Origin of the sequence: Lysobacter sp. ISL-50, from assembly GCF_018612875.1 — a bacterium.
Classification (GTDB): Bacteria; Pseudomonadota; Gammaproteobacteria; order Xanthomonadales; family Xanthomonadaceae; genus Lysobacter.
Genome location: NZ_JAGGRI010000020.1, coordinates 273865 through 288491 on the forward strand (window position 1 = coordinate 273865; position 14627 = coordinate 288491).

A 14627-nucleotide genomic window follows, 5' to 3' on the forward strand; every position below is an offset into this window, starting at 1 on the left:
GGTCGTGTCCACACGACGTAGCCTCGAACCCAGCCGCTTCAAGGATTGGATATGCGCCGACACCGCTCATGGATGGCCTGGATTCGCAACCGGTTTCAATTGCCCGCGATCCTTGTCGCTTTACAACAAGCTCAGGCTGGCATTCACGTCCACATCCCGTGGAGATTGCCGTCCCATGTCCCGTCTGGATATCGCCGCGCGGGCGCACCGCCGCCTGAGCCGCCCAAAGGATCCGATATGCGACGACACCTTACTTGGATATGCCTGAGTCTGCTGCTGCCCTTGTCCGCTTGCAGCTCTTCCTCTTCGGAGAAAATCGTGCCCGACTTCAAGCAGAACCCGCACCCCAAGCAGGTTTATCAGCTCACCCTGACTATCGCCAACGCGCCCGGGCCGTTCGCGTCGGTCGAAGGGTTCATGCAGTTCGACGTGGGGACGCCGGAATGCCTGCCACCACCGAGAGAGAACGGCGGCCATCTGTGGCCGACGCCGACCGAAACCATCCCCTTCGCCTGGACCCGCGTCAGCGACACGCAATACACCGGCGTTGTGTACATCGACGGCATGATCGATGAGGACTACTACGGTCGTGGCATGTGCCGTTGGAAATTGATGCAGGCACGCGCCGCATTGAAAGCAACAGGGGCAAAGCGAGAAACGCGGTTCGTTCCGAATATTTATCCGGAAAAATTGATCGCACAGCAAGCTGAAAGCACATATTTGTTAAGAGAGGACTACCCTCGCTATTCCGAGGCTGCGTCAGAAGAGCCTGTGAGCTATGGTCTAACCGACCGTTCGAAAATGGCTCACCTACGGGATGACGAGTTGTTCACCATCACTCTCACGCCCAAGGCGGCTACGCCATGACCATCCCTACCCAGCAGTACGCCAATCTGGCGGAGCAATCCTACGGAGACGATCTCAATGGCCTAAAAGGCCAATGGCAGCATCCGGTCGATCAAGTGTTCGAACTGGAAGGCATGAAGTACAAAGCGTTGGAGTATATGGATCGTCCGTCCGGTTACCAGGGGGCGATCTACCAGCGCGTGGATACCGGCGAGATCGTAGTAGCCCATCGTGGCACTGAGTTTGACCGCGAAGCAAAACAAGATGGCCTCATTGCTGATGGCGGTATGGTGTTCAAAGGCATCAATGCCCAGGTCGAAGACGCTGTGGAATTGACCCAGAGAGCGTTAAACCGTGCCAAGGAACACAGTCGCGCCTATGGACATCCCATCGAAGTCACCACCACCGGCCACTCCCTAGGCGGCGGCCTGGCTCAGATCACCGCGCACAAATTCGGCCTGCGCGGCGAAGCCTTCAACCCTTACGGCGTCGCCAGCTTCGACTACGGCGTGCCCGAAGGTGGCAACCGTTTCGTCAATCACGTCATGGCCGGCGATGCGGTCAGTGCGGCGAGCCCGCACTACGGCCAGGTACGCGTCTACGCCAAGCCGGAAGAAATCAACAGCCTGAAAGCCGCGGGTTACAACAACCACGAGGGCCTTTCGACCGACGTCCTGCATCGCGCTCCGATCGTGGCGGCGGTGCTGTCCGGAACCAAGGGCACCTCGCACAACATGGATAACTTCCTCAACGTTGATGGCGACCAAAAGAAGGACCAGTCCGTACTCAGAGATCCCAGAACCCAGGCCTTGGCGAAGCAATACGAGCCGATGATCGACAAGTACCGGGATGATGTTCGCCACCTGCGCGGCGGCATCACCCAGACGATCGAAATCGGCGAGAAAGTGATCGAGCTGCACGAGAAGGCCGCCAAGAGAGCGGTCGAGGCCGGCGTACAGACCGGCAAGGCGGTCGTCGACACCGGCGAGAAGATTCTTGAGCTGCACGAGAAAGCCGGCAGAAAAGCCGCCGAGGTGGGCGTGCAAGCCGGAAAGAAAGCCGTCGAAACCGGCGAGAAAGCGGTCGATCTTGGCGTTCATGCCGGCAAGAAAGCCATCGAGGCGGGCGAGCAGGTCGGCAGGAAGGCCGTCGAGATCGGCGAAAGCGTCGGCCGGAAGGCCGCGGAGGTCGGGGAGAACGTCGGCAAGAAGGCGCACGAAGCGGCCGACGGCATCGGCGACTTCCTGCATTCCAAAGCCGCCGCTCTCGGCGCGGGCACTGCGCTGCTCAGCAAAGACCCCTTGGCCTTCGTCAAACAAATGACTCAGGCGCATGCCTCCGGCGATCAGGACACCTTCCGCGCGATGACCCAATCCGCCGCGAACCACGGCGCCGGGCAACAGCTGCGCCAACAGGCCATCGCCACCGTCGATCGGCAAGAGCAGCAGGCGGCCGAACACCTGGCCGCGCAACAGCGCGAACAGCAGCAACGCGAACAGCAGCAAGCCGCACCGCACAGCCACGGCGGCCGCTCGCGCTGAGCAGCCCGCCACCGCGGGCACTTGCCGTAACCGTTCGCAAAGGAGCAACACCCTGCATGGATCAGACGGATCGCTGCAAGGAAACACCTCGATCAGTTGCAAGGCGTGCTGGCCGACAGCGGTCATGTGGGCCAACCCTTTGCACACGCCCGGCCTCAGCGCACCTGGTAGACCTGGGTGTTGAGTTGCAACACCGCGTCGAACTGCACCTTTTCGCGCTCCGGCCCCAGTTCCATGAGCGCGTCGATGCGGAATCGCAAGGTACGTTCGAACGCGCGCTGCGGTTCCAGCGAGATCCTGACCCGGGTCAGGCGCGGCTCGTGCAGCGCGACTGCCTGCTCCAGGGCGCGGCGGATGCGGTCGCGATCGTGGACATTGAGCAGACTGTAGGAGGAGAAATCCGGAATGCCGTAGGTCAGCGATGACTTGCGGCATTCCTCGAACGCATCCGGGATCAGCCGCGCGCCTTCCGAGCGCGTATTGAGCAGGCTTTCCAGGTCGCGCGAAATCGCCGCCCTGATCGCGTAGACGTCGCGGCGGTCGCCGGGCGGGCTGTGCTGGTCGAGTTGATCGAGCAGGCTTTGCATCGCGGTGTTCGCTCTCGGCCGGCCGCGCTCAGCGAACCTGCATCAGCATGCAGATCAGCAACGGCTTGAAATCGTCCGGATCGACCTGCTCGGCGCTCTTGGCGCCCCATTCGATATGGATATGGCTCAAGTGCCGGTTGATCACCGAGCCGGTGCGCGGGAATTTGATCCCGGCGCTGTTCCACTCTTCGCCGTTGTAGATCAGACCGCCCCAGCGCATGCATTCGCGCATGCTCAGGAACACATCGACCAGTTGATCGGCGATGGCGCGTTCTTCCTCGACCGTCGCGTCCAGGATGATGTCCAGGGCCCGCCCGGCGATGTGCGGATCGCCGCCCGACTTGTGCGGCCCCGCGGTCGCCTGCAGGCGACCGAGCTGGCGGGGCTTGGGATACTTTTCCAGATACGTGCTGCGGATGAGATCCGGGCCGAAATGGTAGATCGTGTTCTTGGTTTCTTCGACGACTCGCGCGGCCATGAGGGTTCCTGAGAATTTTCGGAGATGCGGAAGATTTCGCCGATAACGGCGCGGCGACACGGCATTCAAGGCGGCGGCATTCATCCCGCCCGCGCCGGACAGACCGGCGCTCGCATGAATCTGCAAGAAGACGTCGTTCGACCAATAAGTGCGCGAGCCCGATGTTCATGCCCGCGCCGGGCAGCACGCCGTTGCCCATCCCTCACCGCATCGCCGGGACCCAACGGCGCCCGGCCCGGCGATGCGGGCCGGGCGCCGCGCTGGCTTACAACTCCGTCAGTTCGTTCGAACCGTCCGAATGCCACATCCACACATCGCCCTCGAAGCCGTCGATGCATCCGTACGGAATCGTCGGCCACGCGCCGGTGGTCTGGGTGTGGTTGGAAGCGATCACCCGGGCCGCGGCGTTCTTGGCCATCGCGCTGCAGAACAGATTGCCGTCGCCGCTGCCGGAGAACGACACGACATTGCAGGCCACCAGATAGATGGTGGATACGCTGGGCGCGAGCAGCGAGAACAGCGGCAGCTGCGCCCAGCCGAAGCCCGTGCCCAGGCCCAGTCGGGCGTTGGCGCCGTGGCAGTTGATCACCAGATTGAATCCGCCCTCGGTAAGCGGCGCCGAACCGGCGACCGATGCGACCCAGGCCATGATATCGACGGGTTTCGCGGCCGGAGGAACCGTCCAGCTGTTCCACATCTTGTAGTACGGCCCGGGAACGCCTTCGGCGTTGAGGACCATGGAAGGTTGTTCTAACTTGATCATTGTCGTGATCTCGAGTCGCGCGCCGGCCCGATCCGTTTCCCGGGATGGGCCCGGGAAACGGCCGCGGGAGATCGCGCGCCCATGTGGGAGCGGTCAGACCTTCTTGTTCGCCTTCAGATCCCAGCCGGCCGAGGCGTTGCCCGCGGCTTTGCCGTCGATGCCGATCTTGGTGTAGGTCATCTCGCACTTTCCGAACACCAGGCTGACCGATTCGATCGGCACGTCCTCGTCGCCCTTGGCGTCCCCGCCGCGGCCGACCGAGCTGATCAGCACGTCGGTGAGCTTGTACTCCATGTACTTGGCCTTGTCGCCGCCGGCGCGATTTAGATGGATGATCGCGGCCGGAACGTGCTGGCCGGTGCAGCAGTACTCGAACAGCTTCGGGCTGGCGATATCCAGCAGCTTGGTGAAGGAAAAATTCTGGATGTTGACGCGCGCCGAGCTGAGGCTGCCGGCGGACGAGGCGGTGCTGGACTGCGGCTGCGAAGCGCCGAAGCCGTAGTTCTTGATCTCGATCCAGTCCTTGTGCTTGTCGTCGGCGCTTTCGCCCTTGACGCCCTCGAGCTGGATGAATGCATCGAATGCCATGATCGTGCTCCTGTATTTCAGTGGCCAGGTAGTGAAGGTCTCAGCGTGCCGACTTCGGCAACTCCGCCACCAGGCGGAGCGAGACGCTGAGTTCGTCGAGCTGGTAGTGCGGGCGCAGGAACGCCACGGACTTGTACGCGCCGGGCTTGCCCGGTATTTCGCTGACTTCGATGCGCGCCTCGCGCAAGGGGAACTGCGCCTTGCGCTCCTGCGACGCGTTGTCGTCGAGCAGGACGTACTGCGCGATCCAGTTGTTGAGGAACATCTCGACGCTGGACTTGGAGGCGAAGCTGCCGATCTTGTCGCGCATCATCGCCTTGAGGTAATGGGCGACGCGGCTGACCGCGAAGATGTACTGCAGCTGCGCAGACAGGCGCGCGTTGGCGTTGGCCGCGTCGGTGTTGTATTCCTTCGACTTCTGCACCGATTGGGTGGAGAAGAACGCCGCGTAGTCGGTGTTCTTGCAATGCACCAGCGGGATCAGGCCGAGGTCGGCGAGTTCCTTCTCGCGGCGGTCGGTGATGGCGATCTCGGTCGGGCACTTGAGCGCCACCTCGCCGTCGTCGGTGCTGAAGGTGTGCGTGGGCATCCCTTCGACCAGGCCGCCGCCTTCCACGCCGCGAATCGCCGCGGTCCAGCCGTACTTGGCGAAGGCGTCGGTGATCTTGCTGCCGAGCGCGTAGGCGGCGTTCATCCACAGGTAGCGCTCGTGCTCCTTGCCGGTGACCGTCTCGGTGAAGTTGAACGCTTCCACCGGCGAGGTGTCCGGCCCATACGGCAGGCGGCCGAGCACGTGCGGCATGGTCAGGCCCACGTAGCGCGAATCCTCCGAGCCGCGGAAGCTCTTCCACTTGGCGTATTCCACCGTGTCGAAGATCTTCGCCAGATCGCGCGGGCCCGACAGCTCGGTGAAGCTCTCGAATCCGAGCAACTGCGCCGAGGCCGCCGACAGGAACGGCGCGTGCGCCGCGGCGGCGACATGCGAGATCTCCTCGACCAGGTACATGTCTTCGGGCTGGCGGCCGAACTCGTAGTCGCCGATCAGCGTGGCGAACGGGGCGCCGCCGAAGGTGCCGTATTCCTCTTCGTAGATCTTCTTGAACAGCGAAGACTGGTCGAAGTCGGAGGCGTTCTTGAAATCCTTGACCAGTTCCTTCTTGGTGCAGTTGAACACCTTGATCTTCAGCGTGGTGCTGGTTTCGCTGTTGTCGACCATGTACTTCAGGCCGCGCCAGCTGCCTTCCATGCGCTGGAAATCCTCCATGTGCATGACCGCGGACAACTGGTCCGACAGCAATCGGTCGATCTCGGCGATGCGCGCGTCGAGCGCGGTGATCGCGTCCTTGGACACGACCAGGGCGCCGTCGGTGACTTGAGCGACCAGTTCGGCCATCAGATCGCGCGCGCGGGCGCGCTCGGTATCGGTCTTGGCGATCTTGGTCTGGGTCAGGATCTGTTCGAGCAGTCCGCCCTCGGCGGCTTCGGCGGCGGCGGTCGAGGCCGCCTGGGTTTCGGTATTGGCCATGATGGACTCGCTAGCTTCGCGGACGGGACGGCTGCCGGTGCCGGCCGCCGTGACGACTTATTCGGACTTCGGCCCGACTTCCTTGCTGAGCTGGGTGATCTTGTCCGTATTGAGCAAGACCTCGTTCAACAGATCCTCGAACTTGTCGTTGCCGGCGGCCTTGTTGCGCAGATCGGCGAGTTTCTGCCGCGCTTCCAGCAATTTGCGCAGCGGCTCGATCTGGCCGATGACCTGTTCGGGCTCGAAATCGGCCAGTTGCGCGAAGGTGAGATCGACCGCGAGCTTGGAACCGTCGTTGGCCAGCTTGTTATCGACCTGCCCCGCCACGCGCGGCTTCATTGCCTTGAGGACGTCGTTGAAGTTGTCCTTGTCGATGTTGACGAACTTGCGGTCCTTCAACTTCGGCAACGGCTCCTCGCTCTTGCCGGTGAAGTCGCCGATCACGCCGGCGACGAACGGCAGTTCCTTCTTCTCGATGGCGTCGCCGACTTCCACGTCGTAGGTCAGCTGCACGCGCGGAGCGCGGACGCGATCGAGCTTGTGCTGGGTGCTTTCCTTCTTGGCCATGATCTCTCCCGGCTTGCGCGGTGATTCAGTGACAGCGAGTCTAGGAATGGCGCGGCGCCGCGAAAATCCGTCGGACGGCCGATCGACGGCCTATGCCGTTCGAACGAGGCGATGCGGCGCGAGCGCGGCGCGGCGAACGCCGAATGCGGCGAACACCGCGTTCATAGAGTCCGCGAAGCCGCGACGGCATCGCCGGATGCGCCCGATTCACTGTTTCAGGCCGACCCGCGCCCGGATCGCCGCCAGCACGCTGTCGTCGCGCACCACTTCGGCGAGAAATTCGTTCAATGGCATATCCGCCCATTGCACCGCCTGTTCCAGCAGGGAAGCCACCGGGCTGTGCGGCTCGGTGCGCTTGAAGTAACCGGCGATGTCGCCGAGCGCGCGCAAGGCGGCCTGTTTCGAGGTCCGGCTGTCGCCGCCGAGATCGAGCGGCGTTACCGCGGCGCCGTTGCGCGGCGATGCGCCGGCGGAACTGTCCTCGCCCTCCCCCGCCGCGGCGCCTGCCGGATTGAGCAACCCCTTCGCTTTCGCGGCCTGCTGCAGCACCTGGGCGATGCGCTTCAGCGTGGATTCGATCTCGGCCAGGCTCGGGGACGCGCGGCCGAACTTCGCGTCCGCCACCGATTTGAGATGCGCATACGCGGTCTGCGCGGCGGCGATGCCGGCGAGCATGCCGCGCAGGTCGGCGTCGGCGACGGCGCGAATGCGCGCATCGAAGGCCTCGCCGCCCAGCTTGCCTTCGGCGAGCGCGGCTTGATGCGCCTCGGCATTCTGGCGCGCCAGATTGTCTACCTCGCGCGAGGTCTGCCAATCGATCAGGGTGACCGCCGTGGCCGCGTCCGTGTTCAAGGGCATGCGTTGCAGCGCCGCCGCGGCGTTGCTGTTGAACCAGGCCAGTTTTCCGGCGCGTTCCTCCAGATCCTCGCCCTCGGCCAAGGGATGCAGGCCGTCCCAATGGCGCTCGATCAGGCCGGCGATCACCGCGAACGCGTCGCGCGCACCGTCCAGGCCGTGGCGAGCGATCAGCGCCTCGCCTAGCCAGCCGGCGGCCTGCAGGTCTTTGCTGACCCGGCTCAGCGCTTCGACCGACAAGTCCAGGGCGAGCCGCCAATCGGCGAGTTTGACCTGGGTCTGCCATTCGCCTTGCGGCAATGACGCGTCGTCGGCGCGGCGCGCTTCGCGGATGCGGTCGAATAGGTCGGAAAACCCGGCATCCTCGCCGCAGGGTGCGTCGGCGCTGATGGGGGCCAGGAGGGCATCGATGTCGATCGCCATGGCGTAGCTCCTAAGCGGCACGCGGGCCGCGTGGTTCATTCGAGAATGGTTTGCGGCAGCGCCAGCGGCGCGCTGCCGCGCGAGGCCAGGAAGCGCTGCATCTGTTCGCTGGGCTCGATGCGCAGATGCACGCGCGCCTGGCGGAAGCCGATCGCCTGCAGCCGCGGCGCCAGTTGTTGCCATTGCGACGGGCTGTAGGAGTCGCGGAAATCGCCGAGGCTGAAGACATGCGCGCCGGGCGCGAATTGTTCGAGCAAGCGCGCGATGCCGTCGGGCCCGCGATAGAGCAAGGTCAGGCGGAAGCTGGTGTCCGGCGGCGGCACGACGGGCGCGGGTGCCGCGGGCGCGGCAGGCGCGGCGGCGGCAGCGTCCGCGGGCGTTGCGGCGATCGCCTCTGTCGCCGCCAGCGTCGGGCTCGCGCTCGCCGGCAGCGAGATGCGGATGCGCGCTTCCGGGCAGGTGGACGGCGACCATTGCGGTTGCATCTGCGCCTCGGTCAGCGATTCCCCGCGGCTGGTGATGCCGATGCTCTGGCCGTTGCAGATCAGCTCGAACGTGGTGCCCTGCGCGCCTTCCAGCAACGTTCCCAGATGCGTCGGCGCATCCAGCGTGAAGGTACCCGCCGCGAACGGCGCGTCGCTCGCCGGCGGCGGTTGTCCGCCGGCGAGCATCGCGCGATAGTCGGCCGACAGCGGCATCGCGACGCCGCTGAGACTGACCGGCGTGCGTTCTTTCTCGCTGAGGAAAGGCTTGAGCCAATCGCCGATGAAGTCTTCGAGTTTGCCTTGCGGCCCCAGCAAGGCCTGCGCCTGCTGCGCCGGCGGCTGCGAAGCCAGCGGCTGGATCACGGTTTCGCGCCAGCGCTGCTGCAGGTGATCGCCGGCGCGGCGCACGGTCAGCCGCAGCAGCAAGTGCGCGGGCCCCTGCGCGATCGACCAGGCCGCCAGATCGTTCGCGGCGAAGGCTTGCGCATAGGGTTCGCCGGGTTTGTCGACCGAACTCAGCAACTGGCCGTATTCGCTCGCCGGCGCGCGTTCGGGCGCGCCGCGGCTGGCGAACAGATCGGCGGCGATGCGATAAGCCTCCTGCCCGTCGCGATCGGCCTGCAGGCGCAGATAGCCGCGCGCGAACATCGGCGCCTGCGGCGCCAGCACCGCCACCTGGGTATCGCGCAACGCGGTCAGCCAGACCGGCGGCTCGATCGAGACCTCGCCGAAGCGAACGCTGTCGCGGACGAATCGTCCCGCCGGCCGCCACGCCACCGACCAGCTCGATTTCATCTGCGCCCAGGTTTCCTTCCAGCGCAGGCCGATCGGACGCTTGAGCGGCAAGGCGTAGAGCTGCGAGCGCAGTGTTCCGAAATACACCGTGTACGGGTTGTTGATGCCGGCCGCGCGCGCGGCCAGTTCGTTCTCGTGCCCTTTCCAGAAGGCGTAGCCTTCGCCGAAGCGCGATTGCAGCGTCGCCCAGGCGAGGAAGTAGTCGTGGAAGTAGCCGTCGCGGAACGCGGCGACCTGCGCGGCCGGGACATCGGCCTGTTCCTGCGCGGTTTCCAGGAACGGCGCGATCACCCCGTTCCAGGTGCGGTAGGTGAATGCGCCCGAGACCGTCGGCAGCGTGCCGCGTTCGATCCCCACGACGCGGTCTTTCGGCAGCCAGAAATCGTCCAGCGCATAGCCCTTGCCGCGGGCGTCGGCCCAGGCCCGGACCTGGCCGACCTCCAGCGAACGCGATTGCATGATCCGCTGCAACTGCGCCTTCAGCCGGTCACGCTCGTCGTCCAGGCTCTTTTTTTTTTGCCAGCGCAGATAGCCCAGATAGGTACCGAACAGGGCCGTGGCGTTGGCGCGGTCGCGCCGGGTGTCGTTGTTCGGAGTGACGAACGGCGCGAACAGGCGCGAGCGGGCGTCGAAGACGACGTTATTCGGCAACTCGCGCGCCAGGCATTCCTCGCTCGCGGAGCGGCAGGCGTCGAGCAGGCGCAGGCGCTGCGCGATCGCCAGCGCATGCTCGAATCCGGCGCGTGAGCGATCGATGTCCTCGCTCAGCATCTGGTCGTAGGGCGCGAGGATGAGGTTGGCGAAATCCTCCGTGACGCGCTGTTTCAAGCCATCGATATCGCGATCGGCGCGGCGGATGCCGAAGCCCAGCAAGGTCCCTTCCGCCGCGGACTCCAGGCGCTCGATGGTGCGGCCGCAACTGGCCACCCATTCGATGCGCGCATTGCCCAGGCGGCCCTCGACTTCGCGGCAGGCGGTGCGCGTGCTGGCGAGCAGTTGCGTATCGTCCTGCCGCGCCGCCGACAGGCCGTAGGCGAGATAGCCGCTGAAGCCCAGCAAGGCGGCCACGCCCAGCCCGGCCACCGCCATGCGCGCGGCGCTGCCGCGCAGGCTGGTCATCGCCAGCGGCTGATCGGCGGGCAGAAAGCGCGTGAACAGATCGGCGACGAACGCGCCGCCCGGATGCGCGGCGTCGGCGCCGCCGGCGAAATACAGGCCGCGCCACGGCGGCGTGCGCTGGAAGGTGTTGTCTTCCAACAGCAGCGTGACGAACAGCGCCAGTCCGGACTCGCAGCGGCGCAGCGATTCGACGAATTCGAATATGTCGCGGCGGGTGGACGCCGTCGCCTGCGCGCGCAGCGCGGTCATGCGCAGCGCATGCAGGCGATCGAGGATCGGCGTGAGGATCTGGTCGAAGCGACCGCTGGTCGCCGAGCTCACGGTTTCGGTCTGCGGCAGCCGGTGCCCCAGCGCCTGGGCGAAGGCTTCCGCCGGCAAGGTGGCGCGCAGGGTCTGGTAGCCGCGCAGGCGCTCCAGGCCGCTGACCACGATGTAGACCGGCACGCGCACCTGCAGATGCTCCATCGCTTCGTCGACCAGACGCCGCAGCCGCGTCGCCGTGGTCTTCAGCGCGTCGGCGGGCCCCAGCAGGGTCTGCACCGATACGGCCAGCACGATGCCGTTGAGCGGCAGCTTCTCGCGCTCGGCGGCGAGCTGCATCAGCGCCTGGTACCACAGCCCGCGCTCCAGCCGCGAAGCGGTGTCGCAGACGATGCGCGGGTGCATCTGGATCGCGATCAGCGATTTGAAGAACCACCAGCGCCACCATTCGCCGCTGTCGCCGGCCGAGGGCGGCGGAAACGACGACACTTCCGCGCCGGCCCGCAACAGGCCGTCGGCATCGGCGTCGGCGTCGCCCAGCAGCAGCATCCACGGCACGCGGTAGAGCGGATCGCGGCCCTTCTCCATTTCCGGCGAACGCACGATGGTGCGCTTGGCCTCGGCGATCGCCTGCGCCATGCGCGCCAGCGGCTCGCGTTCGTCGTCGGGGTTGCCGGGGCCCAGGTCGCCGATGCGCGCGCGCGTGCGGCCTTGCAAGGTGAAGCGGCGCTGCCCGGAGATGAACCACCACAGCACCGCCAGCGCCACCGCGCACAGGCCGAGCAATTGCCAGAAGCGCGCCGGCAAGGTCGGCACGATCGCGATCGCGGCGATCGCCAGCGCGATCAACAGCCCCAGCGCCAGCAAGGCCACGACCAGTCGCAGCAACCACGGCTTCTTCGCGCCTTCGGCGACCGGACGGTACAGGCTGCGCGCCTGCGAGAACAGGCTGCCCAGCCACGAGAAGATCGCCTGCACCGGCGCGAGCGGATTGGACAGGTTCATGGCTTGGGCTCGGTCTGCATGAACAGGAACTCCGCCGCGAGCTTGGGATTGCCGCGATTGCTGTCGATCAGCTGATTGAGGCGCGGCAGGTAGTCTTTCGCCGGCTCGATCTCTGCCGCGGGATTGCCCTGGAACAACGGCGTCGGCGATGCGATCACGGTGATCAACTCCTGGCCGAACGGCGGATCGACGGTCCAGGTGATCGCAGCGGTCGCGCCGACGTTGAATTGCTCGCCGGCGCGGATCGTGCGTCCGCTCTCGGGTTCTTTCGGATTCGGATAGATATGCGCGACTTCGCCGCCGACCGTGTAGTAATCCACGTACAGATACCCGTCGTAGTTGGCTTGCAGCAGCTTGACGATCACCTGTTCGCCTTCGATAAAGCGATCCGAATGCCCGGTGCTCGGCGTTACCGCCAGGCCGTAGCGCAGATCCTGATTGCGCTCGCGGAACGGCTTGAGCATCCGCACCACCTCGCAATGCGGCCAGATGCGCAGTTGCACCCTGAATTGCGGCGCGCTCACGCCTTCGACCTTCGACACGCGCTGCCTGACCGCGGCGATATCGTCGGCGCGCGACACATAGCCTTCCACCACGGTCTCGCCGCGCGGGCCGACGACGGCGGCCAGGTCCGAACAGGGGAATCCGCTGAGCTGCCTGTTCACCAGTTCCTGCACGCTCGGGCCGGTCTGCTTGGGCGCGGCGATCAGCAGGTAAGCCAGATAGCCCAACGGGATCAGCAAGGCGGCGATCACGCCGGCCTTCAGCAGCAGGCGGTCCCATTGCTTGGGATAACGCGGGCCGGCCGGCGTTTCGCCGCTGTAGGGCTGCGGAGTCACCCGCTCCTCGCGCAGCGTATGGATCGCCGCCGGCGCGACCGGCAGCTGGCGCGCGTGCAGTTCCTTGAGCTTGCCCAACTCGCCGCTGTCGCCGGTTTCGTAGTAGTACTGACCGACGAATCCGAGCAGCAGCATGTGGTAGTACACCTCGCGCACTTCGTCCTGCTCGGACTTCAGCGCCGACAGGTGCGAGAAGAATTCGTTGCCGGCGTTGTTGGTGTTGTACAGCGCGACCTGCAGCGGCGCCGCGCCGCTGGTGAGATAGGCCGGATTGCGCGCCATGATCTCGTCGATCCACGCCACCGCGGCGAAGGCCGCGTCCTCGACGTGCTCGGCGCGCTTGCCGTCGGCCTGGGCCGCGGCCTTGGCGCGATCGATCAGCTGGCGTGCCGCGGCCAGAACGCTCGCCGGCGGGTCGTGCGCGGCGGCGGTCGCGATCTTCTCGTCCAGCGCCAGCCCGAACGAACACACCGGCAGGAAATGATGGAGTAACCGCGCCATGGCCGCCCTACTCCTGCGCGCCGACCGGATACAACTTGATCGCGGTGGCGTCCGACGGCAAATCGCAGAACACCGAAATATTGCGAGCGTTCTTGATCATCTGCCAGAACGGATGCGCGGTATCGACCAGGAAATACGTGGTGTTCGGCGTCTTCTGCGGCAGTTCCTCCGGCGGCACCGGCAGCAGGTCGATCTTCAGGCCGAACAGCGCCGCCGACAGCAGGCGCGGCATTTCCTCGGTCGAGGCGATCTTGCCGGTGCGCGACAGGCGCGTGAACAGGTCCTGCCCGCGCAGGTCGGATTCGAACGCCAGATAGAAGCGGGTCTTGTCGGATTCGAACAGGTTCGCCGGCAGATCGGCCTTGTAGAAGCGGCCGTCGAACGCCAGCGCGATGCCGACCTCAGCGCCGACGGTCAGCGCCTTGATCAGCGCTTCGGCGCGTTCGAAGGCGATGCGGAAGCAACGGCGCAAGTCGTCGTGATCGTAATCGGGCAATTCGGTTTCGGCCGGATTCGCGGCCAGTCCGCCGAAATAACCGATGTCCTCCGAGAACACGGAGAATTCCGCGACCAGCGCCCGCAGTTGCTGGTACAGCGCATACGCCGGCACCGTGCCCAACCGGACGTGCTCGGCGAACACCGGGATATAGCGCGCGAAGGTCTGCATCATCGCCACGCGCATCACTTCCTGCGCGCTGGTCGAGGCGGCGCGGATGCCGCGCTGGCGCTTGCTGGCGGCGAAATCCTGTCCGCGCGAGGTCAGCAGGTCGCGCAGGGCGCGGGTCCAGCGCGAAAGATTGCGCGAGGCCTGCAGCGCCAACAGCGGCGGAACGTAGTCGTTCGACAACCGGTACTTGCCCGGCCCCACCGGCACGATCTCGGCGAACTTGTACGCCTCGCACGACCGCACCAGGACTTCGGCGTTGTCGTCCAGCGAGGTCACGATCATCGGCTGGTACAGCAAGAAGTCGACATCGGCGGCCGGCGCCTGCGGATCGAAGGGGTCTTCCAGGCTGTCGCTGGCCAGCGCATGGCGCTCGCTCAGGCGTCCGGCCGGGCCCAGGCCGTGCACGGTGCGTTCGCGATTGAGCACCAGCCACAACGCGATCGGATCGTTGTTGCGCGGCGTCAGGTCCTGCAGGGCGCGATCGGGAATGCGCGCATTGCCGCCGGCCAGGGCCGAGCCGCCGGCGAGCCGTTCTCCGTCGCGCGTGTGCAGTTCGATCTGCTCGATATCGACCACGCCGCTGGCCAGCGCATCCTCGCGCAGCACCAGCGTTTCCAGGCCCCAGGGGTACGGCGTGACAGCCCGCTGCACGCCCTGGCGCATCGCCTGATGCCAGGCGTCCTGCGCCTGCAGGTGCTGCGGGCTGAGAAAGGCGCCCTGGCCCCAGAAGACCTGACGATGGCGGTTCATGCGGTTGCCTCCGCGTGGCGGCGATGGCGCGC

General features: G+C 65.8%; 12 protein-coding genes. 2 read left to right on the top strand and 10 right to left on the bottom strand.

What is annotated here, in order from left to right; all coding sequences use genetic code 11:
- The first annotated feature begins 318 nt into the window (after positions 1 to 318).
- Positions 319 to 867 (top strand): hypothetical protein, encoded by a 549-nt coding sequence (locus J7J50_RS13500; protein WP_215062815.1) that lies wholly within the window; start codon positions 319 to 321, stop codon positions 865 to 867.
- Positions 864 to 2387: a hypothetical protein gene (locus tag J7J50_RS13505; RefSeq protein WP_215058636.1), complete on the top strand. Its 1524-nt coding sequence runs from the start codon at positions 864 to 866 to the stop codon at positions 2385 to 2387. The genes J7J50_RS13500 and J7J50_RS13505 overlap by 4 nt, the downstream gene beginning before the upstream one ends.
- Positions 2388 to 2542: 155 nt before the next feature.
- Here the strand turns inward: J7J50_RS13505 and tssE are convergent, their stop codons facing one another.
- The 10 genes from tssE to tssK all read right to left on the bottom strand — a co-directional run bounded on the left by tssE (position 2543) and on the right by tssK (position 14595).
- Entirely contained in the window at positions 2543 to 2974 is a 432-nt protein-coding gene (gene tssE / locus J7J50_RS13510; RefSeq protein WP_215058637.1) for a type VI secretion system baseplate subunit TssE, read from the bottom strand.
- 28 nt (positions 2975 to 3002) lie between these two features.
- Positions 3003 to 3452 (bottom strand): hypothetical protein, encoded by a 450-nt coding sequence (locus J7J50_RS13515; protein ID WP_215058638.1) that lies wholly within the window; start codon positions 3450 to 3452, stop codon positions 3003 to 3005.
- 265 nt (positions 3453 to 3717) lie between these two features.
- Positions 3718 to 4215 (bottom strand): hypothetical protein, encoded by a 498-nt coding sequence (locus J7J50_RS13520; RefSeq protein WP_215058639.1) that lies wholly within the window; start codon positions 4213 to 4215, stop codon positions 3718 to 3720.
- Between the two features lie 93 nt (positions 4216 to 4308).
- Positions 4309 to 4803: a type VI secretion system tube protein Hcp gene (locus tag J7J50_RS13525; RefSeq protein ID WP_215058640.1), complete on the bottom strand. Its 495-nt coding sequence runs from the start codon at positions 4801 to 4803 to the stop codon at positions 4309 to 4311.
- A gap of 40 nt (positions 4804 to 4843) precedes the next feature.
- Positions 4844 to 6328 (bottom strand): type VI secretion system contractile sheath large subunit, encoded by a 1485-nt coding sequence (tssC, locus tag J7J50_RS13530; RefSeq protein ID WP_215058641.1) that lies wholly within the window; start codon positions 6326 to 6328, stop codon positions 4844 to 4846.
- Positions 6329 to 6385: 57 nt separating this feature from the next.
- Entirely contained in the window at positions 6386 to 6895 is a 510-nt protein-coding gene (tssB, locus tag J7J50_RS13535) for a type VI secretion system contractile sheath small subunit (protein ID WP_215058642.1), read from the bottom strand.
- 207 nt (positions 6896 to 7102) lie between these two features.
- Positions 7103 to 8173, bottom strand: a complete 1071-nt coding sequence (tssA, locus tag J7J50_RS13540; RefSeq protein WP_215058643.1) for a type VI secretion system protein TssA — start codon at positions 8171 to 8173, stop codon at positions 7103 to 7105.
- A 35-nt stretch (positions 8174 to 8208) separates the two neighbouring features.
- Positions 8209 to 11838 carry a type VI secretion system protein gene (locus J7J50_RS13545; protein ID WP_215058644.1) on the bottom strand — a complete coding sequence of 1210 codons (3630 nt, stop codon included), beginning with the start codon at positions 11836 to 11838 and terminating at the stop codon, positions 8209 to 8211.
- Positions 11835 to 13178: a DotU family type IV/VI secretion system protein gene (locus tag J7J50_RS13550; protein ID WP_215058645.1), complete on the bottom strand. Its 1344-nt coding sequence runs from the start codon at positions 13176 to 13178 to the stop codon at positions 11835 to 11837. The genes J7J50_RS13545 and J7J50_RS13550 overlap by 4 nt, the downstream gene beginning before the upstream one ends.
- Before the next feature lie 7 nt (positions 13179 to 13185).
- On the bottom strand, positions 13186 to 14595 hold the full coding sequence (tssK, locus tag J7J50_RS13555; RefSeq protein WP_215058646.1) for a type VI secretion system baseplate subunit TssK: 1410 nt from the start codon (positions 14593 to 14595) through the stop codon (positions 13186 to 13188).
- Positions 14596 to 14627 lie beyond the last annotated feature (32 nt).

Coding starts and splice junctions, on each gene's coding strand:
- tssB (WP_215058642.1), bottom strand. CDS start 6,895: ATGGCCAAGAAGGAAAGCACCCAGCACAAGCTCGATCGCGTCCGCGCT.
- J7J50_RS13515 (WP_215058638.1), bottom strand. CDS start 3,452: ATGGCCGCGCGAGTCGTCGAAGAAACCAAGAACACGATCTACCATTTC.
- J7J50_RS13520 (WP_215058639.1), bottom strand. CDS start 4,215: ATGATCAAGTTAGAACAACCTTCCATGGTCCTCAACGCCGAAGGCGTT.
- J7J50_RS13505 (WP_215058636.1), top strand. CDS start 864: ATGACCATCCCTACCCAGCAGTACGCCAATCTGGCGGAGCAATCCTAC.
- tssE (WP_215058637.1), bottom strand. CDS start 2,974: ATGCAAAGCCTGCTCGATCAACTCGACCAGCACAGCCCGCCCGGCGAC.
- J7J50_RS13550 (WP_215058645.1), bottom strand. CDS start 13,178: ATGGCGCGGTTACTCCATCATTTCCTGCCGGTGTGTTCGTTCGGGCTG.
- tssK (WP_215058646.1), bottom strand. CDS start 14,595: ATGAACCGCCATCGTCAGGTCTTCTGGGGCCAGGGCGCCTTTCTCAGC.
- J7J50_RS13525 (WP_215058640.1), bottom strand. CDS start 4,803: ATGGCATTCGATGCATTCATCCAGCTCGAGGGCGTCAAGGGCGAAAGC.
- tssC (WP_215058641.1), bottom strand. CDS start 6,328: ATGGCCAATACCGAAACCCAGGCGGCCTCGACCGCCGCCGCCGAAGCC.
- J7J50_RS13545 (WP_215058644.1), bottom strand. CDS start 11,838: ATGAACCTGTCCAATCCGCTCGCGCCGGTGCAGGCGATCTTCTCGTGG.
- tssA (WP_215058643.1), bottom strand. CDS start 8,173: ATGGCGATCGACATCGATGCCCTCCTGGCCCCCATCAGCGCCGACGCA.